Genomic DNA, 20,626 nt, shown 5'->3' with positions numbered 1-20,626 from the left:
AGCGCTTGAACTCAGGAGTCTTTGCATGTCCGTCCGTCGTACCAAAATCGTCGCTACCCTTGGCCCGGCCAGTAACTCGCCGGAAGTTCTCGAACAGCTGATTCTGGCTGGTCTGGACGTTGCCCGTCTGAACTTCTCCCACGGCACCCCCGACGAGCACAAGGCTCGCGCGAAGCTGGTGCGTGACCTGGCGGCCAAGCACGGCCGTTTCGTCGCCCTGCTGGGTGACCTGCAAGGCCCGAAAATCCGTATCGCCAAATTCGCCAACAAGCGCATCGAGCTGAAGATCGGTGACAAGTTCACCTTCTCCACCAGCCATCCGCTGACCGAAGGCAACCAGCAAGTGGTCGGCATCGACTACCCGGATCTGGTGAAAGACTGCGGCGTGGGCGACGAGCTGCTGCTCGACGACGGCCGCGTAGTGATGCGCGTCGAAACCGCCACTGCTACCGAGCTGCACTGCGTGGTGACCATCGGCGGCCCGCTGTCCGACCACAAAGGCATCAACCGTCGCGGTGGCGGCCTGACCGCACCAGCCCTGACCGAAAAAGACAAGGCCGACATCAAGCTCGCCGCCGAAATGGAAGTCGACTACCTCGCGGTGTCCTTCCCGCGTGACGCGGCTGACATGAACTACGCCCGTCAACTGCGCGACGAAGCCGGCGGCACTGCCTGGCTGGTGGCGAAAATCGAACGCGCCGAAGCCGTGGCCGACGACGAAACCCTCGACGGCCTGATCAAGGCGTCTGACGCAGTGATGGTTGCCCGTGGCGACCTCGGTGTGGAAATCGGCGACGCCGAGCTGGTGGGCATTCAGAAGAAGATCATTCTGCACGCACGCCGCCACAACAAAGCGGTGATCGTTGCGACCCAGATGATGGAGTCGATGATCCAGAACCCGATGCCGACCCGCGCCGAAGTGTCCGACGTGGCCAACGCCGTGCTCGACTACACCGACGCCGTGATGCTCTCGGCCGAATCCGCTGCCGGCCTGTACCCGCTGGAAGCCGTTCAGGCGATGGCGCGCATCTGCGTCGGCGCTGAAAAGCATCCGACCAGCAAGACTTCCAGCCACCGTATCGGCAAGGAATTCGAGCGCTGCGACGAAAGCATCGCCCTGGCAACCATGTACACCGCCAACCACTTCCCGGGCGTGAAAGCGATCATCGCTCTGACCGAGAGTGGCTACACCCCGCTGATCATGTCGCGCATCCGCTCCTCGGTGCCGATCTACGCGTTCACCCCGCACCGCGAAGCCCAGGCTCGCGCAGCGATGTTCCGCGGCGTGTACACCGTGCCGTTCGACCCGGCCTCGCTGGCCCCGAACGAAGTCAGCCAGAAAGCGATCGACGAGCTGGTCAAGCGCGGCGTTGTGGAAAAAGGCGACTGGGTCATCCTGACCAAGGGCGACAGCTACCACACCACCGGTGGCACCAACGGCATGAAGATCCTGCACGTGGGTGACCCGCAGGTCTGAGTGATTCGCTGAAAAAACAAAGCCCCGGCATGTGAGTGCCGGGGCTTTTTGTATTCTGATCCTGAAGATGTGTTGGCTGATCCAATGCTATCGCGAGCAGGCTCACTCCTACATTTGAAGTGCGTTCCCCTGTAGTAGTGAGCCTGCTCGCGATGAGGGCAGTACAGCCACCCGAAGACTCAATGCCGTTTGATAAACCCGGTCAACGCCGTCAACGCCTCCGGCGAGCGCAGTCGCTGAGTGAACAACGCGCCCTCCTCCTCGATTACTTTACGGATCAGCTCGCGATCCGGCGCCTTCATCAATTGCTTGCTGATGCGCACTGCATCTACTGGCAGTTCATCGAAACGCAACGCCATCTCCCGCGCCTTGTTCAGCGCCGCTTCGCCACTGCCCAACGCCTCAGTGGCAATGCCCCACTGCGCCGCCTGCTCACCGCTGAATCCTTCGCCGAGCAGCAACAGCTCCGCCGCTTTCGCGTGTCCGAGCAAACGCGGCAGGATCAGGCTGGAACCGAACTCCGGGCACAGCCCGAGGTTGACGAACGGCATGCGCAACCGGGCATCGCGGCTGACGTAGACCAGATCGCAATGCAGCAACAACGTGGTACCGATGCCCACCGCTGCGCCGGCCACAGCGGCGATCACCGGTTTGCGGCATTCGAGCAGGTTGAGCATGAAGTGGAACACCGGGCTGTCGAGGTCGCTCGGCGGTTGCTGGATGAAGTCGGCGATGTCGTTGCCGGCGGTGAAGCAATCGGCGCTACCGGTGATCAGCACGGCGTTGATGTCAGGATCGTTGTCGGCCAGCCTCAAGGCCTCGGCGAGGTGGCTGTACATCGCGCGGGTCAGGGCGTTTTTCTTGTCCGGGCGATTGAAGCGCAGGGTGAGCAAACCGCGTTCGCGTTCGAGCAGGATGGCTTCGGTCATCAGCGTTACTCAACATTTAAAAGGGCTGACAAAGTTCTTTTGGTGAGGCAAAACTTCTGTGGTGAGGGGATTTATCCCCGATTGAGTGCGCAGCACTCACAAAATCCCGGGGCCGCTGCGCAGCCCATCGGGGATATATCCCCTCGCCACAGGAGTTCACCTTCACACGAGATTCAGCGCTTAACTGCGGGACAGAAACACATCGGCCAGCAGTTGATTGCGCGGCAGTCCGGCCAGGTACAGACGCTTGGCAAACGCATCGACGCTGGCGGTTGAGCCGCAGACTAAGGCCAGGGTTTGCCGGGAAACAAGGCGCAGTTGCGCCAAAGCGGCGGCTGACTCGGCCGCCGTCCACAGCTCGATGCTGAGGTTTTCGCGCTGCGCAGCAAGCGCCGCCAGGGGTTTGGCCAGATAGTGCTCGCGCGCGTCATGGGCCAGGTGAATGACGCGGATGGCGCCCTGATGATCCTGGCGCAAGGCTTCGCGCAGCACGCCGAACAATGGGCCCAGCCCGGTGCCGGCCGCCAGCAGCCACAGCGGGCGCGAGTGCCAGTCCGGATCGTAATGCAGCGCGCCGCCACGCAGTTCGCCGAGGCGGATCGGGTCGCCGATCTGCAGGCGCCGCGCCGCATCGCTGAATTCGCCGGGCTGGCGACAGTCGAGGTGAAATTCGAGAAAACGGTCTTCCTGCGGCAGGCTCGCCAGCGAATACGGTCGGGCGATGTGGTTGATCCACAGCACCAGATGTTGCCCGGCGCTGTAGCGCAGCGGTCGCTGCGGGGTCAGGCGCAAACGCAGGACGTTATCGCTGAGCCAGTCCAGCGCCTCGACCACCGCCGGGCGCCCGTCGGTGACGGGGTCGAAGGTGTGTACCTGCAAATCTTCCGTGACCTGACACTGACAAGCCAGCCGCCAGCCTTGCTGGCGCTGTTCGGCGCTCAAGGCATCCGGGCGACTGTCGGCGGGCAAGCCGCTCACGCACTGCACCAGACAGGCATGGCAACTGCCGGCGCGGCAGCTGTAAGGCACCGCGACGCCGTGCTGATTCAGCGCGTCGAGCAAATTGCTGCCCGCCGCCACCGGCCATTGCCGGTCACCGACGCGAAGTTCAGGCATCCACATTCTCCCATGCCGCTGCACAGCGATTGCGCCCGTCGCGCTTGGCCCGGTACAGCGCCTGATCGGCACGCTGCAAGGCGTCGTCCAGATCATCGCCCAGCTCCAGCAGGGTCATGCCCGCCGACAGGCTAAGGCTGCGCACGTTCAGGCCCACCAGTTCGACGTCGGTGAAAGCAATGCGCAGGCGTTCACAACAGGCCGTCAGGCGTTCGGCATCGCAGTCGGGCAGCAACACCACGAATTCCTCGCCACCGTAACGCGCCAGCACGTCGCCATCACGCAGGCAGGCACCTGCCACGCCGGCGAACGCCTGCAACACCTGATCGCCCGCGGCATGGCCGTGCAGGTCGTTGATACGTTTGAAGTGGTCGAGGTCGATCAGCGCCAGACCATGCACCACGCCCGGTTCCATCTCCGCCAGCTCCCGTGAGGCCAGACGCAGAAAATGCCGGCGATTGAACAGTCCTGTCAGTTCATCGGTGGCCACCAGATCTTCGAGTTGGCGCATCATCCCGCGCAGGGTGTCCTGATGCGCCTGCAAGGCAAACCGGCGCTGGCGCATGCGCTGCCGTGAAACCTGGACGAAGCGTGCGTAAATCACCAGCCACGCCAGCACCATCGCCAGAATGCACACCTGCAACGCCGCCAGCGCCGGATCCGGCAGACGGAAGTGGTAGCCGTCCCAGAGGGTGATCGCACAGAAACTGAAGAACACCAGCAGCGCGCAACGAATGAACGCGCGCCGGGTTAAATGAAACAGGCCGAACAGCAGGATCAGTACGTAGAACACCAGAAACGCGCCGCGTGCTTCATCCAGATGGGCGATCAGCCAGGTCTGCCAGCCGAGCCCGAGCAGCACTTGCGCTTCGGTCAGGCTGGGGTCGGCAAAGCGCTGGTTGCGCCCGGACCAGAACAGCGTAAACAACGTGGCCTGGCAGATGACCACCAGCGCGCTGCCGATGGCCACGCTGTTCAATGATTGCGGGTAATGCCCGGTGAAAAACGCCAGCCACAGCAGCAGCAAAGCCAATCCATAGGTGGCTGCGGCGAGGGCAAAGCGCTTGAGCAAAAGACGTTGAATGGCGTTATGGGTCAATCGTTGACTCACCGTGCGATAGGAGGCTGACCGAGTGTCCTACTCTACAGACCGGATGCCACTTTAGAGGGGCGGTCGATAAATGACCACCGATTTTCGGGCTCGAAAATTGACGTCAAAAGTGTGGCCTCAAATGCCCCTCACCCTAGCCCTCTCCCCGAGGGAGAGGGAACTGACCGCATTGTTTATTTGAGATACGCCGACCTGATACCTCATGCCGAACTCAGGTTTTGAATTCGCCACAAATCGCCTCCCTTCCCCCCCTCGCCCCCTTGGGGGAGAGGGCTGGGGTGAGGGGGGTGGGTATTGAAGTGCAAACCCGATGTTCGATATTCGCCCAACCATGCGACCAACGAATGACTGCCGACGCGTGTATGCCCCGAAGAGGCGCGGTATACTGCCGCGCCTTTTTAGCGTCGCGCCAGCAGCCCCGGCGTGCCTTGAAAGGTGCTTGCGACCGACCGATGTACCCAAGCCGCAGGCACCTTATTGAATGTTCCCGTCTTTTAGAGGAGCGCGACTCATGACCGTGATCAAGCAAGACGACCTGATTCAGAGCGTTGCCGACGCCCTGCAGTTCATTTCCTATTACCACCCCGTGGATTTCATCCAGGCGATGCACGAAGCCTACCTGCGCGAAGAATCGCCAGCGGCCCGTGACTCGATCGCGCAGATCCTGATCAACTCGCGCATGTGCGCCACCGGCCACCGGCCGATCTGCCAGGACACCGGCATTGTCACCGTGTTCGTGCGTGTGGGCATGGACGTGCGCTGGGATGGCGCGACCATGAGCTTGGACGACATGATCAACGAAGGCGTGCGCCGCGCCTACAACCTGCCGGAAAACGTCCTGCGTGCCTCGATCCTTGCCGACCCGGCAGGCGCTCGCAAAAACACCAAGGACAACACCCCGGCGGTCATCCACTACTCCATCGTCCCGGGCAACACCGTGGAAGTGGACGTGGCGGCCAAGGGCGGCGGTTCCGAGAACAAGTCGAAAATGGCCATGCTCAATCCGTCCGACTCGATCGTTGACTGGGTGCTCAAGACCGTTCCGACCATGGGCGCCGGCTGGTGCCCACCGGGCATGCTGGGCATCGGTATCGGCGGTACCGCCGAGAAAGCCGCAGTGATGGCCAAGGAAGTGTTGATGGAATCCATCGACATTCACGAACTGAAAGCCCGTGGCCCGCAGAACCGTATCGAAGAGATCCGTCTGGAGCTGTTCGAGAAGGTCAACCAGCTGGGCATCGGCGCCCAGGGTCTCGGTGGCCTGACCACCGTGCTCGACGTGAAGATCATGGACTACCCGACCCACGCCGCTTCGCTGCCGGTGTGCATGATCCCGAACTGCGCCGCCACCCGTCACGCGCACTTCGTGCTCGACGGTTCTGGCCCGGCCTCGCTGGAAGCGCCATCGCTGGATGCCTACCCGGAAATCGTCTGGGAAGCCGGCCCGTCGGCCCGTCGCGTCAACCTCGACACCCTGACCCCGGAAGAAGTGCAGAGCTGGAAGCCGGGCGAAACCGTCCTGCTCAACGGCAAGATGCTCACCGGTCGCGACGCGGCGCACAAGCGCATGGTCGAGATGCTGAACAAGGGTGAAACCCTGCCGGTGGATCTGAAAGGTCGCTTTATCTACTACGTCGGCCCGGTTGATCCGGTCGGTGACGAAGTGGTTGGCCCGGCTGGCCCGACCACCGCGACGCGGATGGACAAGTTCACCCGTCAGATCCTTGAGCAGACCGGCCTGCTGGGCATGATCGGCAAATCCGAGCGTGGCCCGACCGCGATCGAAGCGATCAAGGACAACAAGGCCGTGTACCTGATGGCCGTGGGCGGCGCCGCTTATCTGGTGGCCCAGGCCATCAAGAAGTCCAAGGTGCTGGCCTTCGCCGAGCTGGGCATGGAAGCGATCTACGAGTTCGAGGTCAAGGACATGCCGGTCACCGTCGCGGTGGACAGCAACGGTGAGTCGGTACACATCACCGGCCCGGCGATCTGGCAACAGAAGATCGCCGAAAGCCTGGCGGTAGAAGTGCAGTAAGCGTTTCGCAGCTGTAAAAAGGCCGGCCCGTCATACGACAGGCCGGCCTTTTTTATGCCTGGGAGAACGACACATACCTTGGGCTTGAGCGCACCTGTCAGATCTGACAGGTGTGCGCTGCCATGATTGTTGTTAGCGTCAATCCATCTGCGTCTTCGCCTGTGCAATGTATGTGACTCATGGCTGATCAAGACCTCAGTATCACCCCGCCCTCCATCGCCAAGAGTTCGACGATTGCCACTTTCAGCAAGCGTTTGGTTTGTTCGAGTGACAGCGTCGAAAGCCTGACACAGGCCACGCAAGCCATCATTGGCGAGCTGGCTTATACCCGCACCATGCTGCTTTCACACTCACACCGGTTCACGGCGGTCTGATCAGGTAACGCGTCAGACGAGAAGGACGGGCAGGCCCATGCTATCGTGCCCGCCCGTCCCTCTATCCATTAGCCCAGCATGCTGCCGACTTCCCGTACCCTGCGTTTGTCGTTGTACACCCTGCTGATCATTGCCGGTGCGGCCATCGCCGCGACCCTTGCCATCCGCCACGCCGAACGCCAGGCGATGGAGGAAGACGCCACCCGCGCCAGCCAGCAATTGGCGCTGTATGCCAACTCGTTGCACACCCTGATCGACCGCTATCGCGCCCTGCCCGCCGTGCTGGCGCTGGACCCGCAATTGCGCAGCGCGCTGGCCGGGCCGGTGGGCGCGGAACAACAGAATGTGCTGAATCTGAAGCTGGAGCAGATCAACGGCGCGGCGCAGTCCTCGACCCTCGAACTGCTCGATCACAGCGGCCTCGCGGTGGCCGCCAGCAACTGGCGCCTGCCGAGCAGTTACGTCGGCCACAACTACGGTTTTCGTCCGTACTTCAGCCAGACCCGCACTCAGGGCAGCGGGCGCTTTTATGCGGTGGGGGTGACCAGCGGCATCCCCGGCTATTTTCTGTCCAGCGCGGTGCTCGGCGACAACGCCGAGTTCCTTGGCGCGATGGTAGTCAAACTGGAGTTCCCCGAGCTTGAGCGCGAATGGAGCCAGGGCAGCGACACGCTGCTGGTCAGCGATGCACGCGGGATCATCTTCATCGCCAACCAGCCCGGCTGGCGCTATCGCTCGTTGCGGCCGCTGGACAGCCGCGACATGGACGAGATCAAGCGCACGCGCCAGTACGACAAACAATCGCTGATCCCGCTGACGCATTTGTCGCTGCGTCACTTCGACGACAACAGCGACCTGCGCCGGGTCGAAGGCCCGGACGGAACGGCGGACTACTTGTGGGAATCGCTGCCGCTGGCCACCGAAGGCTGGACCCTGCACCTGTTGCGCCGCCCGCAAGTGGCTTTCGAAGACTTACGCAACGCCGGGCTGGCCGCCGCAGGTGTATGGCTGGCGCTGGTGTTTTTGCTGCTGTTCCTCAATCAGCGCTGGCGCCTGTCGAAAGTCCGTCAGCGCAACCGCGAAGAACTCGAACAACTGGTCGAAGAACGCACCCGCGATCTGCGCACCGCGCAGGACGGTCTGGTGCAATCGGCCAAGCTCGCGGCGCTGGGGCAGATGTCCGCCGCACTGGCCCACGAGATCAATCAACCGCTGACCGCGCAACGCATGCAGTTGGCGACGCTGCGCCTGCTGCTCGAACATGGCCGCGTCGATGATGCGTACAAGGCGCTCAAACCGGTGGACGACATGCTCACGCGCATGGCTTCGCTCACCGGCCATCTGAAAACCTTCGCCCGCAAGAGCCCCAGCGGCCTGCGCGAACGGCTGGATCTGGCGACCGTGGTCGATCAGTCGCTGCAACTGCTCGACGCGCGCCTGCGTGATGAACAGGTCAGTCTGGTGCTGCACCTGACGCGTCCGGCCTGGGTGCGTGGTGATGCAATACGCCTCGAACAGGTGCTGATCAATCTGCTGCGCAATGCCCTCGATGCAATGCAGGGCAAACCGTGCAAGCGCCTGGAAATTCGCCTGGAGGTGGACGAACAACTGTGGCGCCTGAGCGTGATCGACAATGGCGGCGGGATTGCCGAACAGCACCTGAATCAGGTGTTCGACCCGTTCTTCACCACCAAACCGGTGGGCGACGGTCTGGGCCTGGGGCTGGCAGTATCGTTCGCAATCGTGCATGAATCCGGCGGGCGTCTGAGCGTTGAAAATGGCGAGGCCGGCGCGGTGTTCAGCCTGACCCTGCCGATCGATCTGGAGGCACACATCTGATGCTCAACTCGGTGATGGTGGTCGATGACGAAAGCAGCATTCGCAGCGCTGTGGAGCAATGGCTGAGCCTGTCGGGGTTCGCGGTGCAGCTGTTCAGCCGCGCCGAGGATTGCCTCGCCGCACTGCCCAGCCACTTCCCCGGGGTGATCCTCAGCGATGTGCGCATGCCCGGGCTCAGTGGGCTGCAGTTGCTGGCCGAAGTGCAGCGCCGTGACAGCGATTTGCCGGTGATACTGCTGACCGGTCACGGCGATGTGCCGATGGCGGTCGAAGCCATGCGTGACGGCGCCTACGACTTTCTGGAAAAGCCGTTCAGCCCGGAAACCCTGCTCGGCAGCCTGCGCCGGGCACTCGACAAGCGGCGACTGGTATTGGAAAACCGCGCCCTGCACGAGCAGGCCGACCACCGCGCCAGACTCGATGCGACGCTGCTCGGCGTGTCCCGTGGCATGCAGACTTTGCGCCGGCAAGTGCTGGATCTGGCGGCGCTGCCGGTCAACGTGTTGATCCGCGGTGAAACCGGCAGCGGCAAGGAACTGATCGCCCGCTGCCTGCATGATTTCGGCCCGCGCGCCGACAAGCCCTTCGTGGCGCTGAACTGCGCGGCGATCCCCGAGCAGTTGTTCGAAGCCGAGCTGTTCGGTCATGAAAGTGGCGCGTTCACCGGCGCGTCCGGCAAGCGCATCGGCAAACTGGAATATGCCGATGGCGGCACGTTGTTCCTCGATGAAATCGAAAGCATGCCGCTGGCTCAGCAAGTGAAATTGCTGCGGGTGTTGCAGGAGCAGAAGCTGGAGCGCCTTGGCTCGAACCAGAGCATTCGTGTCGATCTGCGGATCGTCGCCGCGACCAAACCTGATCTGCTGGATGAGGCCCGCGCCGGACGTTTTCGCGAAGACCTGGCGTATCGCCTGAACGTCGCCGAGCTGCGCCTGCCGCCGTTGCGCGATCGTCGCGAAGACATTCCGCTGCTGTTCGAATCGTTCGCCTTCAGCGCCGCCCAGCGTCTGGGCCGCACTTTCCCACCGTTGAGCGGGGCGCAATTGAGTCACCTGCTCAGCCACGACTGGCCGGGCAACGTGCGGGAACTGGCGAATGTCGCCGAGCGCCAGGTGCTGGGGCTGGATGAGCCGGTGCAGGGCATCGATCCGGGCCAGTCTCTCGCCGCGCAGCAGGAAGCCTTTGAAGCGCAATGCCTGCGCGCGGCGCTGACCCGGCACAAGGGCGATGTGAAAGCGGTGCTGGAAGAGTTGCAACTGCCGCGCCGGACCTTCAATGAAAAGCTGCAGCGGCATGGGTTGAGTCGGGAGATGTTTGTTCCGGGCAGCTGATTTATTGATTGCCGCTAGTGGCCACTTCGCGAGCAGGCTCGCTCCCACATGGGATTTGTGCTCGCCGCGTCTTCCTCTGTGGGAGCGAGCCTGCTCGCGAAGGGGCCCGTTGAGCCGCAGCAAATATCCACTCTAATGAGCGATTTTCCGCTCAATCAAATCAGGCAATAAGCGGATTTCCGCTCATAAAATCCTGCCGCCCCCTCTAAACCGGCCCTTCCCCCGTTGGCACAGCTCCTGCTATAGCCCCAGCAGGCTGCGTTCCAACGCGCTCCACAAAAACAATTAAACGAAGGATCCTTCAATGGATAACTCCAACGCCCTGCCCCTTGGGTCGGCTGCCGCGCCCGCCAAAGAAAGAACCACCGCCAGCCGGATCAAATCGATCTTCAGCGGCTCGGTCGGCAACATGGTCGAGTGGTACGACTGGTACGTCTACGCCGCTTTCTCGCTGTACTTCGCCAAGACCTTCTTCCCCGCCGGTTCCACCACCGCGCAACTGATGAACACCGCCGCGATCTTCGCCGTGGGCTTCCTGATGCGTCCGATCGGTGGCTGGCTGATGGGTCTCTATGCCGACAAGGTCGGTCGCAAGAAAGCCTTGATGGCTTCGGTCTACCTGATGTGCTTCGGCTCGCTGCTGATCGCCCTCAGCCCCAACTATGAAACCATCGGCATCGGCGCGCCGATCCTGCTGGTCTTCGCCCGTTTGCTGCAGGGCCTGTCGGTCGGCGGTGAATACGGCACCTCCGCCACCTATCTGTCGGAGATGGCGACCAAGGAACGTCGCGGCTTCTTCTCCAGCTTCCAGTACGTGACCCTGATCTCTGGTCAGCTCATCGCCCTGGGCGTGCTGATCGTTTTGCAGAACATGCTGACCACCGAACAGCTGTACGCGTGGGGCTGGCGTATTCCGTTCGCCATCGGCGCGCTGTGCGCGGTCGTCGCGCTGTACCTGCGTCGCGGCATGGAAGAAACCGAGTCGTTCACCAAGAAAGAGAAGTCCAAGGAAAGCGCGATGCGCACCTTGCTGCGGCACCCGAAAGAACTGCTGACCGTGGTCGGCCTGACCATGGGCGGGACGCTGGCGTTCTACACCTACACCACCTACATGCAGAAATACCTGGTGAATACCGTCGGCATGAGCATCTCCGACTCGACCACCATTTCCGCCGCCACGCTGTTCCTGTTCATGTGCCTGCAACCGATCATCGGTGGCCTGTCGGACAAGATCGGTCGGCGTCCGATCCTGATCGCTTTCGGCGTACTCGGGACGATCTTCACCGTGCCGATCCTGATGACCCTGCACACCATCCAGACCTGGTGGGGCGCGTTCTTCCTGATCATGGCGGCACTGATCATCGTCAGCGGCTACACCTCGATCAACGCCGTGGTGAAAGCCGAACTGTTCCCGACCGAAATCCGCGCGCTGGGCGTCGGCCTGCCGTACGCACTGACCGTGTCGATCTTCGGCGGCACCGCCGAATACATCGCGCTGTGGTTCAAGAGCATCGGCATGGAAACCGGTTACTACTGGTACGTGACCGCGTGCATCGCGGTGTCGCTGCTGGTGTACATCACCATGAAAGACACGCAGAAACATTCGCGGATCGTGACTGACTGATCGGGTTTTCACAGCCACTGCAACGGTGGCTGTGATGGCCCCTTCGCGAGCAGGCTCGCTCCCACATTGGATCGTGATCGACACAAGTCCCCTGTGGGAGCGAGCCTGCTCGCGAATGAGGCGACTCGGTATCAAGTCAACTCGGCAACCGGCGGCTTGCCATAACGCTTCTGCGCATACGACGCGCCGACAATCATCACCAGCAGAATCCCCGCCAACACCGCCGACGAGCCGATGGTGCCGAAGTCCAGGCCGCCCTTTTCATGGGACTTGGTCATCAGGTCGCCCAGGGTCGCACCGAACGGCCGGGTCAGCACGAACGCCACCCAGAACAACAGCACCGACGAAATCTTCGTGAAGTATTTGAGTGCCACGACCACGGCAATGGTCGAGCCGATCAGCAGCGCGCCACCGGCAAAACCCAGGCCCGAATCATCGGCCAGGTAGTCACCGAGCGCCGTGCCCAGGGTGTTGGAAAACAGAATCGCCATCCAGTAGAACATCTCGCCGCGGAAAGTCTGCACCTTGCTGACGTTCAGCGAATCGCCGCTCAGGCGCCAGGCGGTAAAGATCGCCAACAGAATCGCAATCAGGATCATCGACCCGGTGGCGTAGCCCAGTTCAAGGGTGCGATCCATGAAGTCGGACATGGTGGTGCCGGCGGTGCTGGTCGACAGAATCACGATCCAGTACAGCAGCGGCTTGTAGGTCTTGGCCATCAGTTGGCTGATCAGGGTCAGCACGAACACGCTGATCAGGATCAGCGAGCTGAGGGCGTACCCGACGTTGAGCGTCATCGACAGCAAGTCCCCCGCGGTTTCCCCCAGGGTCGTCGCGCAGATTTTCATGACCCAGAACGCCAGGGTGATTTGAGGCAGTTTGTTCATCGCAAGCAAAGCTCCAGTGTGGGACGGCCGGTTCTTGGTTTTCTGGCCGTGGGCAGACTGGCGTCGCACCGGTGAAAAACCGGTCGGCAACAGATGAAAAATCCGTCATATCGCGAAAAACAGCGATTAATCCCCCATTAATGCTGCCCCGGCATCCTGCCACTACCTGATCGATGACCCGCGCGGCGTTCGCTCCCGACAGTGGAAGCCCATTCAATGCGCCGCCCTTAATATCAAGTTAATCGATTGTTTTTAGCATTTATTTGCGCTTTTTTATCAATTTAGTTGGCGTAGCATTAAACCCATGCAAGACACACCCGCCAACGAATCTGGAGTCACTCACATGAAAACCAAACTGATCCTCGCTTTCGCCTTGTCCGTAATGGCCGCCAACACCTTTGCTGCCGACGGTTTTGACCGCACTGGCTCGGCCGTCGCTGCCGATGGTTACGAACGCACTGGCTCGGCCGTCGCTGCCGATGGTTACGACCGCACTGGCTCGGCAACCGTCGCCGAGGATGGCTACGACCGCACCGGTTCGGCGACCTTTGCTGAAGACGGCTACGACCGCACCGGTTCGGCTGCCTTCGCCGCTGACGGCTACGACCGCACCCAATCCGCTTCGATCAGCTGATTGCAGTCGTAAAGCGCACAGCCCGGCTTCGGCCGGGCTTAGTCATTTCTGGGGCATGGCAAATATCCCCTGTGGGAGCGGGCTTGCTCGCGAAAGCGCCGGGTCAGTCAACCACTGTGGCAACTGAAAGATTGCATTCGCGAGCAACCCGCTGCCACAAAGGGGATTGCATCAACTGGAATATCTTTGTGTGACTGGAAAATGCTGTTTCAGACTTGCACTATTGCCTCCTACAAACGCCCTCCAGGAACCTCCAGCCATGTCCGATGACATCCACTTCTACGAACCCGCCAACGGCCACGGCCTGCCCCACGATCCGTTCAACGCCATCGTCGGCCCGCGTCCCATCGGCTGGATTTCTTCGCAGGATGCCGACGGCCAGCTGAATCTTGCGCCTTACAGTTTCTTCAACGCGTTCAACTACATTCCGCCGATCATTGGTTTCTCCAGCATCGGGCGCAAAGACAGCCTGAACAACATCGAGCAGACCGGCGAGTTCGCCTGGAACCTCGCCACCCGGCCGCTGGCCGAGCAGATGAACCAGAGCTGCGCGATGGTCGCGCCTGAGGTCAACGAGTTTGAATTGGCCGGGCTGACGTCAGTGGCGTCGAAGGTGATTGCGGTACCACGGGTAGCCGAAAGCCCGGTGTCCTTCGAGTGCAAGGTCACGCAGATCATCCAGTTGCAGCGCGCCGATGGCGAAACCGTGCCGAGCTGGCTGATTCTCGGCGAAGTGGTCGCCGTGCATATCGCCAAATGGCTGTTGAAGGACGGGATCTACGACACCGCCGCGGCAGAACCGATTCTGCGCGGCGGCGGGCCGGCGGATTATTTCCAGTTGGGGCCTGAAGCCCTGTTCAAGATGTGGCGCCCGGGGGCGGACAAGTAAGCGCAGTTACCAGATCAGCTCGGCGTCATCAGTGACGCCCTTGAGGCGGTCCAGCTCATTGATGGCAGCCTCATCGGCAGCGATGGCGCCGGGGAAAACCTGATCACCCAGCAGTTTGTGGAAGCGTGGCGCACCGCCATCGACCAGGGCCTTGACCGCGATTGCCGCGTGGTAACCCTTGTTGCCGCCCAACTCGACAGGGACGACTGCGGAGACTGCTTCGAAGTGTTCAAACTCTTTACGTGCCATGGCACACATCCTGGCTCAGATGAATAAGCCGGACATTAAACCCTCAACCGGCGAGTTTGTGTATCGGTGCCGGACATTGTCCGAGCGCCTGCGCTGCCGACACCTCTTTGAAGGTGTGGAAATCCAGGCTGTTGACCACCAGGTCCTGGACCAGTTCGGCAAAGATCTGCATCGACGGGCTGTTGAAATACGCGGTCATTGCCTGTTGATGGCTCCAGAAACCGGAGACCAGCCACAGCTCCGGATCGCATTGCGAATGCTGCAGGGCGAAGTTCAGGCAACCGGGGGCGTTGCGTGACGGTTCGATCAAGGCACTGAGGCGTACACCCAGTTCGGCGGAGCGTCCGGCGCGCGCTCGAACGAAGGCCATATGACTGACGGGAATCTGCTTGGACATGTTCAACCCTCCCAGGGAGTCGCGTGGCAGCCGGGGGACGGGCTGCGACAGGATCAAAGGTTAAGGGCCGGGCGCAAGGTGCCGTTAGTCGATTCCTGCCGCTGCGTTGCACAATCCTGCGAGACTGCACAAACGCCCCGCATCGATGGGTAGAAACCTGTCACACCGCTGTCACAACGCTTTTGTGTAGGAGCTGCCGAAGGCTGCGATCTTTTGACTTTTGTTTTTAAAATCAAAAGATCGCAGCCTTCGGCAGCTCCTACAGGGGTCTTCGACCCAAGGGGTAAGGTGGCGGTCGCGGGCTGATGGCCGGCACGCAAAAGCAGCCCATGCAGAATCAGGCAAGCATTTGACAGGATGTGTCTACCGCTGGCGCTTGCACAAACATATGCTCTGCCCCATTCCAGATTCCTTGCCGAGGATGCCGTGCATGACGTCATTCGATCGTTTCCAGTCTCCGCCCGATGCCGACATGGAAAAACAGCGTGCAGAACTCGCGGCGATCATCCGCCGCAACACCACGGACGACGGCAGTTATCAGACCGCCATCGGCTCGCTGTTCATGTCGCGCCATACCCAGTCCCATGACTTCGCCCCGGTGCTGGCGCAACCGGCGCTGTGCATCATGGCCCAGGGCCGCAAAGAGGTGCGCCTGGCCGATGAGTTCTTCAATTACGACCCGCTGAATTACCTGGTGGTCTCGGTCTCGATGCCGCTCAGCGGACGGGTAGTGAATGTCTCGCCGGAGGATCCGATTCTCGCCGTGCGCCTGGACATCGACCCGGCGGAAATCACCGCACTGATTGCCGACGCCGGCCCCATGGGCGTGCCGACCCGACCGACCGGGCGCGGCCTGTATGTGGAAAAGATCGACAGCGCGATGCTCGACGCGGTGTTGCGTCTGGCGCGACTGCTGGATGCGCCGAAAGACATCGCCATGCTCGCGCCGCTGATTCGCCGGGAGATTCTTTATCGCCTGCTGCGCAGTCCGCAGGGCCATCGCTTGTATGAAATCGCGATTGCCAACAGCCAGAGCCACCGCATCAGCCAGGCGATCAAATGGCTCAACGGCAACTTCGAACAGCCGCTGCGCATTGATGATCTGGCGAAAGAAGTCAACCTCAGCGTTTCAACCCTGCATCACCGCTTCAAGGCGATGACCGCGATGAGTCCGTTGCAGTACCAGAAGCAATTGCGCCTGCAGGAAGCGCGGCGCCTGATGCTGGCCGAAGGGCTGGAAGCGTCGGCGGCGGGCTATCGCGTGGGCTATGAAAGCCCGTCGCAGTTCAGCCGCGAGTACAGCCGCTTGTTTGGTGCGCCGCCGTTAAGGGATCTGGCGCGGTTGCGGCAGTCGGTCTGATCCGGACTTGGCGTTGCTGCATCTGGCGCTTTCGCGAGCAGGCTCGCTCCCACAGAGGAACGCATTTCCAAATGTGGGAGCGAGCCTGCTCGCGAAGAGGCCAGCGAGGCCAACATCAAATCCGGATCAAGCCCCCAACACTCGACACGCCTCGCTCGGCAACGTCACCGACACCGGATGCCCGACCCCCAAACCGATCCCCTGACACGGCGTACTCAACGCGGTGAACGTCACCCCGGAACACTCCACCGTGGTCTCGATGGTCGCGCCGATATCGCGCACGAACGTCACCTTGCCGAGCAAGCGATTGCCCGCCGTGGCTTGTGGCGCGGACAGTTGCAGATCCTCCGGACGAATCAGCATCTTCACCTTCTGCCCCGCTTCGATGCTGCTGCAGATCGGCACTTGCAGCGCATCACCGCCCGGCAAACTGACCTTGCCGTCACCCAGCGCCGTGGCCGGAAAAATGTTGCCCGAACCGATGAAGTCGGCGACGAACTCGTTGGCCGGGTGCCGGTAGATTTCGATCGGTGTGCCCACCTGCTGCACCTTGTGCTCGCCCAGCACCACGACGATGTCGGCCATGGTCATGGCTTCGCGCTGATCGTGGGTGACCATGATCGTGGTGATGTTCAAGCGCTGTTGCAGCTGACGTATTTCCACCTGCATCGACTCGCGCAGCTTGGCGTCCAGCGCCGACAGCGGTTCGTCGAGTAAAAGAATTTTCGGCCGCGAGGCGATGGCCCGGGCAATCGCCACCCGCTGCCGTTGCCCGCCTGAAAGCTTCGCCACCGGCCGATCGATCATTGCTTGCAGCTGAATCAACTCCAGCAACTCCACCACCCGCGCCTGCTGCTCGGCCTTGCTCACGCCGCGCAGTTTCAGCGGGTAGGCGATGTTCTCGCCGACGGTCATGTGCGGGAACAGCGCCAGCGACTGGAACACCATGCCGAAGTTGCGCAGGTGCGCCGGGGTGTGACCGATGTTCTCGCCATCGAGGCGAATCTCGCCGCCGGTAAGGGTCTCCAGCCCGGCGATCATCCGCAGCAAGGTGGTTTTGCCGCAGCCCGACGGGCCGAGAAAACACACCAGTTGGCCTTCCGGCAAATGCAGATTGACGTCCTGTACCGCGCAAGCCGAGCCGTAGAATTTCTCGACGTTTTCCAGAATCAGACCAGTCATGTTGCACCTCAAATCAAAAGGAAACGCCGCCCTCGCCCACCAGCTTCTCCAGCGCCCAGATCAGGACGAAGTCGATCAGCACGATCAGCACGGCAAACGAGAACACGGTAGGGTCGAGCGATGACACGGTGCGGCTGTACATCCAGATCGGCACGGTCATGACGTCGATGGTGTAGAGGAAATAGGTCACGGTGAATTCGTTGAACGAGACGATGAACGCCAGCAGCATCCCCGCCAGAATCCCCGACTTCATCAACGGCACCACCACGTCGACAATCGCCCGCAGCGGTGAAGCGCCGAGCATCCGCGCCGCCTCTTCGACTTCGCTGCCGATGGAGAGCATGGCGGCGGTGCAGTTTTTCACCACGAACGGCAGCGCCAGAATCACGTGGGCAATCACCAACCGCGAGGTGGTCAGGTGAAACGGCAGGCTGTCGAACACCAGCAGCAACGCCAGCCCCAACACCACCATCGGAAACACCAGCGGAAGCGACATCAGTTGCAGCGCCACGGCTTTACCACGGAACTCGCAACGGGTCAGCGCATAGGCGGCGGGCACCGCGATCAACGTGGCGAAAACCATGGTCAGACACGACACCAGCAGGCTGGTGGCCATGGCCTGACCGAGGCTCAGCACGTCGCTGGCGTCTGGCGAGACGAAGGTGTGCCAGGCCGCCTTGTACCACTGCAGGCTGTAGCTGCTCGGCGGGAAGTCGAGGTTCGACGCACCGCTGAACGACATGACGATCATGGTCAGGATCGGCAACACCGCCAGCAGCAGAATGAACCCGGAGAGGATTCCGGCGAGCTTGCCGGTGTCGCCGGGCAGCAGCGCCATGCGCTTGTTGGTCAGGGTACTCATTGCGAAGCCTCCAGCAGACGCCGACGACGGCCGGTGATGTATTCAGACAGGGTCATGATCGCCAGCGTGGTGACGATCAGCACCACCCCGGCAGCGGATGCCGCGGGCCAGTTCATCAGCGGCGCGATCTGGTCATGCACCATCACCGCGAGCATCGGCACACGGCGGCCACCGAGCAGCAACGGCACGACAAAACTGCTGGCGTTGTAGGCGAACACCAGCGTCGCCCCGGTGATGATCCCCGGCAGACTCATCGGCAACACCACCTGACGGAACACCTGAAAACGACTGGCGCCCAGTGTCGCCGCCGCCTCTTCGTAGGTACGCGCAACACCACGCATGGCGCTGGCAATCGGCAGCACGGCCAAAGGAAACGCGGTCTGCACCAGGCCCATCAGCACGCCGTTCTGGTTGTACAGCAGCATGATCGGACGCTTGATCAGGCCCAGGCCCATCAGCGTCTGGTTGAGCATCCCGCCCGGGCCGAGAATCACCAGCCAGCCGTAGCTTTGCAGCAGCAGGTTGACCAGCAGCGGCAGCAACACTGCGGCAAGGAAAATCCGCCGCACGAACGGCGAGGTCAGCCGTGACATGGTGTACGCCACCGGGATCGCCAGCAGCACCGCGATCACTGCGCTGATCAGCGCCAGACGCAGGGTCAGCAGCAGGGATTTGAGGTAATAGGGTTCGAGCAATTGCGCGTAGCTGGCGAGGCTGAACCCGCTCCATTCCGCGCCTTTAGTGCCGACGCTCATGCGCAGCACCAGCAGGCTGGCGGCGATCAGCACACCGAGAAACAGCATCGACGGCGTGAGGAAAAACCACGCCCGCGCCGTCGGCGAAATACCGCGCGCCGGGCGCAAATCAGCGGCGCCGACGGGTTGGGTCAGGGATTGATGTTCCATAGCAATGATCTCGTCAATGGAAAGCTAATCTCGCAAACACCTCAATCTCCTGTGGGAGTCATTTTTTGTGGTGAGGGGATTTATCCCCGACCGGCTGCGAAGCAGTCGCAAAACCATCGTGCGCGGTACATTTGATGCACCGTATTTGCTGATCTTGGGGCAGCTACGCTGCCCATCGGGGATAAATCCCCTCACCACAGGACTCGCTCCCACAGGGGGCCCGTGGTGTTCGGGAGGCCGGCGTCAGGAAGAAAAAATTTCCGTATAGCGACGAATCCATTGGTCATGCACGGTCGCCAGGAAGGCGTTGTCGTGCATGATCGCCTTCTCGGCAATCTGCTCCGGTGTGAGGATGTACGGGCTCTTGCGCGCTTCGGCGGAGATGATCGCCTTGGCGTTGACCGGGCCGTTGAAGATGTCTTCGGCCATCTTGCCCTGCACCAGCGGGTCGAGAGAGTGGTCGATGAAGGCGTAGGCCAGGTCGGTGTCGCCCGGACGGTTCTTCGGCATCACCGAGAGCATCAGGTCGGTGTAGAAACCTTCCTTCATGCCGAACGTGGCACCGAGGCCATAGTTCGGATCGCGGATCTGCTTGGGGAAAAATGCCGGGGCGTACAAGCCGCCCATGTCCAGGGAACCGGTGCGGAACAGCTCGGCGATCTGGTTCGGGTTCTCGCCGAGGGTGACCACGCGATCCTTCAGCTCGGCGAGTTTCTTGAAGCCCGGTTCGATGTTGTGTTCGTCACCGCCGGCCAGTTTCGCGGCGATGATGATCAGGTCCATGGCCTCGGTCCAGTTCGGCGGCGGCAGGAAAATGTTCGGCGCCAGATCGGCATCCCACAGCGCGGCATAACTGTCCGGTGCCTGTTTGAGGGTGCGGGTGCTGTAGACCAGACTGTTGCACCACAGCAGGTAACCGATGCCGTGCCCGTTGGCGCCTGTGCGGTATTTTTCCGGTACGTCGATCAGGTTTGGAATCCGGTTGAGGTCGGGTTTTTCCAGCAGCCCGGCGGCGGCCAGACCTTCGGCGCCAACCCCGGCCAGGGTGATGATGTCGTACTGCGGACGGTCACCGCCGGCCTTGAGTTTGGCGACCATTTCCGAGGTGCTGCCGGTGCGGTCGGCGATGACCTTGGCGCCGGTCTTGGCCTCGAAGGTGGCGGCAATGTTGCGCAGTGCGGCGAGGCCGGTGTCATCCGACCAGGTCAACAAGCGCAGGGTCTTGCCGGCGAACCGCGTGTCGCTGGCGCTGGCCCGGATGAAGGGCATGCTCAGGGCCGCCGCCGCTACCGAGGCGACGCCGACGGTTTTAATGAATTGACGCCTGTTCAGATCATGCTCGCCCATGAAGGACTCCCTTTGTTCTTTTAAGTATGAGGTTGGTCGCAACCGTTGCATCCGCGCGGCCGGAACCGCTGCAGGCCT

The 20,626-nt window shown here is 61.8% G+C and carries 19 protein-coding genes; 9 read left to right on the top strand and 10 right to left on the bottom strand.

The features are described 5' to 3' along the window. Positions 1 to 25: 25 nt before the first annotated feature. Positions 26 to 1,477, top strand: coding sequence for a pyruvate kinase (gene pyk, locus H043_RS0114775; protein WP_003227610.1), 1,452 nt, complete (start codon positions 26 to 28; stop codon positions 1,475 to 1,477). A 179-nt stretch (positions 1,478 to 1,656) separates the two neighbouring features. Here the strand turns inward: pyk and H043_RS0114770 are convergent, their stop codons facing one another. The 3 genes from H043_RS0114770 to H043_RS0114760 all read right to left on the bottom strand — a co-directional run bounded on the left by H043_RS0114770 (position 1,657) and on the right by H043_RS0114760 (position 4,621). Beyond that, positions 1,657 to 2,406 carry an enoyl-CoA hydratase-related protein gene (locus tag H043_RS0114770; RefSeq protein WP_027612507.1) on the bottom strand — a complete coding sequence of 250 codons (750 nt, stop codon included), beginning with the start codon at positions 2,404 to 2,406 and terminating at the stop codon, positions 1,657 to 1,659. A gap of 180 nt (positions 2,407 to 2,586) precedes the next feature. Further along, on the bottom strand, positions 2,587 to 3,522 hold the full coding sequence (locus tag H043_RS0114765; RefSeq protein ID WP_027612506.1) for an iron-sulfur-binding ferredoxin reductase: 936 nt from the start codon (positions 3,520 to 3,522) through the stop codon (positions 2,587 to 2,589). Beyond that, positions 3,515 to 4,621 carry a GGDEF domain-containing protein gene (locus tag H043_RS0114760; RefSeq protein WP_027612505.1) on the bottom strand — a complete coding sequence of 369 codons (1,107 nt, stop codon included), beginning with the start codon at positions 4,619 to 4,621 and terminating at the stop codon, positions 3,515 to 3,517. The genes H043_RS0114765 and H043_RS0114760 overlap by 8 nt, the downstream gene beginning before the upstream one ends. 523 nt (positions 4,622 to 5,144) lie before the next feature. Here H043_RS0114760 and H043_RS0114755 point away from each other — a divergent pair. From H043_RS0114755 to H043_RS0114735, 5 genes are all read left to right on the top strand, one after another. Beyond that, positions 5,145 to 6,668 carry a fumarate hydratase gene (locus tag H043_RS0114755; protein WP_027612504.1) on the top strand — a complete coding sequence of 508 codons (1,524 nt, stop codon included), beginning with the start codon at positions 5,145 to 5,147 and terminating at the stop codon, positions 6,666 to 6,668. Positions 6,669 to 6,847: 179 nt separating this feature from the next. Next, positions 6,848 to 7,042, top strand: coding sequence for a hypothetical protein (locus H043_RS0114750; RefSeq protein WP_027612503.1), 195 nt, complete (start codon positions 6,848 to 6,850; stop codon positions 7,040 to 7,042). Positions 7,043 to 7,120: 78 nt separating this feature from the next. Then, positions 7,121 to 8,881 carry an ATP-binding protein gene (locus H043_RS0114745; RefSeq protein WP_027612502.1) on the top strand — a complete coding sequence of 587 codons (1,761 nt, stop codon included), beginning with the start codon at positions 7,121 to 7,123 and terminating at the stop codon, positions 8,879 to 8,881. Further along, on the top strand, positions 8,881 to 10,212 hold the full coding sequence (locus tag H043_RS0114740) for a sigma-54 dependent transcriptional regulator (RefSeq protein WP_027612501.1): 1,332 nt from the start codon (positions 8,881 to 8,883) through the stop codon (positions 10,210 to 10,212). Before H043_RS0114745 ends, H043_RS0114740 begins: the two co-directional genes overlap by 1 nt. A 304-nt stretch (positions 10,213 to 10,516) precedes the next feature. Then, positions 10,517 to 11,836: an MFS transporter gene (locus H043_RS0114735; RefSeq protein WP_027612500.1), complete on the top strand. Its 1,320-nt coding sequence runs from the start codon at positions 10,517 to 10,519 to the stop codon at positions 11,834 to 11,836. A 131-nt stretch (positions 11,837 to 11,967) separates the two neighbouring features. Here the strand turns inward: H043_RS0114735 and H043_RS0114730 are convergent, their stop codons facing one another. Continuing rightward, positions 11,968 to 12,723, bottom strand: a complete 756-nt coding sequence (locus H043_RS0114730) for a membrane protein (RefSeq protein ID WP_027612499.1) — start codon at positions 12,721 to 12,723, stop codon at positions 11,968 to 11,970. A 343-nt stretch (positions 12,724 to 13,066) separates the two neighbouring features. On the opposite strand from H043_RS0114730, the gene H043_RS0114725 reads away from it, so the two are divergent. Both H043_RS0114725 and H043_RS0114720 read left to right on the top strand, forming a co-directional pair. Beyond that, on the top strand, positions 13,067 to 13,357 hold the full coding sequence (locus tag H043_RS0114725) for a hypothetical protein (RefSeq protein ID WP_027612498.1): 291 nt from the start codon (positions 13,067 to 13,069) through the stop codon (positions 13,355 to 13,357). 259 nt (positions 13,358 to 13,616) lie between these two features. Continuing rightward, positions 13,617 to 14,246, top strand: a complete 630-nt coding sequence (locus H043_RS0114720) for a flavin reductase family protein (protein WP_027612497.1) — start codon at positions 13,617 to 13,619, stop codon at positions 14,244 to 14,246. A gap of 6 nt (positions 14,247 to 14,252) precedes the next feature. Here H043_RS0114720 and H043_RS0114715 read toward each other — a convergent pair whose 3' ends face one another. Together H043_RS0114715 and H043_RS0114710 are read right to left on the bottom strand one after the other, a co-directional pair. After that, on the bottom strand, positions 14,253 to 14,495 hold the full coding sequence (locus H043_RS0114715; protein WP_007965872.1) for a hypothetical protein: 243 nt from the start codon (positions 14,493 to 14,495) through the stop codon (positions 14,253 to 14,255). 43 nt (positions 14,496 to 14,538) lie between these two features. Next, positions 14,539 to 14,892 (bottom strand): antibiotic biosynthesis monooxygenase family protein, encoded by a 354-nt coding sequence (locus H043_RS0114710; RefSeq protein ID WP_027612495.1) that lies wholly within the window; start codon positions 14,890 to 14,892, stop codon positions 14,539 to 14,541. 430 nt (positions 14,893 to 15,322) lie between these two features. Between H043_RS0114710 and H043_RS0114705 the strand changes: the two genes are divergently transcribed. Continuing rightward, positions 15,323 to 16,252 (top strand): AraC family transcriptional regulator, encoded by a 930-nt coding sequence (locus H043_RS0114705; RefSeq protein WP_027612494.1) that lies wholly within the window; start codon positions 15,323 to 15,325, stop codon positions 16,250 to 16,252. A 126-nt stretch (positions 16,253 to 16,378) separates the two neighbouring features. Here the strand turns inward: H043_RS0114705 and H043_RS0114700 are convergent, their stop codons facing one another. From H043_RS0114700 to H043_RS0114685, 4 genes are all read right to left on the bottom strand, one after another. Further along, the gene (locus H043_RS0114700; protein ID WP_027612493.1) at positions 16,379 to 17,434 is read right to left on the bottom strand and encodes an ABC transporter ATP-binding protein; all 1,056 of its coding nucleotides are present in this window, start codon (positions 17,432 to 17,434) and stop codon (positions 16,379 to 16,381) included. 13 nt (positions 17,435 to 17,447) lie between these two features. Then, positions 17,448 to 18,296, bottom strand: a complete 849-nt coding sequence (locus H043_RS0114695) for an ABC transporter permease (protein WP_027612492.1) — start codon at positions 18,294 to 18,296, stop codon at positions 17,448 to 17,450. Next, positions 18,293 to 19,201: an ABC transporter permease gene (locus H043_RS0114690; protein ID WP_027612491.1), complete on the bottom strand. Its 909-nt coding sequence runs from the start codon at positions 19,199 to 19,201 to the stop codon at positions 18,293 to 18,295. The genes H043_RS0114695 and H043_RS0114690 overlap by 4 nt, the downstream gene beginning before the upstream one ends. Positions 19,202 to 19,444: 243 nt before the next feature. Beyond that, complete coding sequence (locus H043_RS0114685) at positions 19,445 to 20,548, bottom strand: ABC transporter substrate-binding protein (RefSeq protein WP_027612490.1); 1,104 nt, start codon at positions 20,546 to 20,548, stop codon at positions 19,445 to 19,447. Between the last annotated feature and the right edge of the window lie 78 nt (positions 20,549 to 20,626).

It is taken from the genome of Pseudomonas sp. URIL14HWK12:I6 (genome assembly GCF_000514195.1).
Classification (GTDB): Bacteria; Pseudomonadota; Gammaproteobacteria; order Pseudomonadales; family Pseudomonadaceae; genus Aquipseudomonas; species Aquipseudomonas putida_A.
The sequence above is the reverse complement of the archived record's forward strand: the minus strand, read 5'-3'. Positions and strand labels throughout refer to the sequence as shown.

Coding starts and splice junctions, on each gene's coding strand:
- H043_RS0114715 (WP_007965872.1), bottom strand. CDS start 14,495: ATGGCACGTAAAGAGTTTGAACACTTCGAAGCAGTCTCCGCAGTCGTC.
- H043_RS0114720 (WP_027612497.1), top strand. CDS start 13,617: ATGTCCGATGACATCCACTTCTACGAACCCGCCAACGGCCACGGCCTG.
- H043_RS0114770 (WP_027612507.1), bottom strand. CDS start 2,406: ATGACCGAAGCCATCCTGCTCGAACGCGAACGCGGTTTGCTCACCCTG.
- H043_RS0114740 (WP_027612501.1), top strand. CDS start 8,881: ATGCTCAACTCGGTGATGGTGGTCGATGACGAAAGCAGCATTCGCAGC.
- H043_RS0114685 (WP_027612490.1), bottom strand. CDS start 20,548: ATGGGCGAGCATGATCTGAACAGGCGTCAATTCATTAAAACCGTCGGC.
- H043_RS0114710 (WP_027612495.1), bottom strand. CDS start 14,892: ATGTCCAAGCAGATTCCCGTCAGTCATATGGCCTTCGTTCGAGCGCGC.
- H043_RS0114755 (WP_027612504.1), top strand. CDS start 5,145: ATGACCGTGATCAAGCAAGACGACCTGATTCAGAGCGTTGCCGACGCC.
- H043_RS0114730 (WP_027612499.1), bottom strand. CDS start 12,723: ATGAACAAACTGCCTCAAATCACCCTGGCGTTCTGGGTCATGAAAATC.
- pyk (WP_003227610.1), top strand. CDS start 26: ATGTCCGTCCGTCGTACCAAAATCGTCGCTACCCTTGGCCCGGCCAGT.
- H043_RS0114705 (WP_027612494.1), top strand. CDS start 15,323: ATGACGTCATTCGATCGTTTCCAGTCTCCGCCCGATGCCGACATGGAA.
- H043_RS0114765 (WP_027612506.1), bottom strand. CDS start 3,522: ATGCCTGAACTTCGCGTCGGTGACCGGCAATGGCCGGTGGCGGCGGGC.
- H043_RS0114695 (WP_027612492.1), bottom strand. CDS start 18,296: ATGAGTACCCTGACCAACAAGCGCATGGCGCTGCTGCCCGGCGACACC.
- H043_RS0114700 (WP_027612493.1), bottom strand. CDS start 17,434: ATGACTGGTCTGATTCTGGAAAACGTCGAGAAATTCTACGGCTCGGCT.
- H043_RS0114735 (WP_027612500.1), top strand. CDS start 10,517: ATGGATAACTCCAACGCCCTGCCCCTTGGGTCGGCTGCCGCGCCCGCC.
- H043_RS0114745 (WP_027612502.1), top strand. CDS start 7,121: ATGCTGCCGACTTCCCGTACCCTGCGTTTGTCGTTGTACACCCTGCTG.
- H043_RS0114750 (WP_027612503.1), top strand. CDS start 6,848: ATGGCTGATCAAGACCTCAGTATCACCCCGCCCTCCATCGCCAAGAGT.
- H043_RS0114725 (WP_027612498.1), top strand. CDS start 13,067: ATGAAAACCAAACTGATCCTCGCTTTCGCCTTGTCCGTAATGGCCGCC.
- H043_RS0114690 (WP_027612491.1), bottom strand. CDS start 19,201: ATGGAACATCAATCCCTGACCCAACCCGTCGGCGCCGCTGATTTGCGC.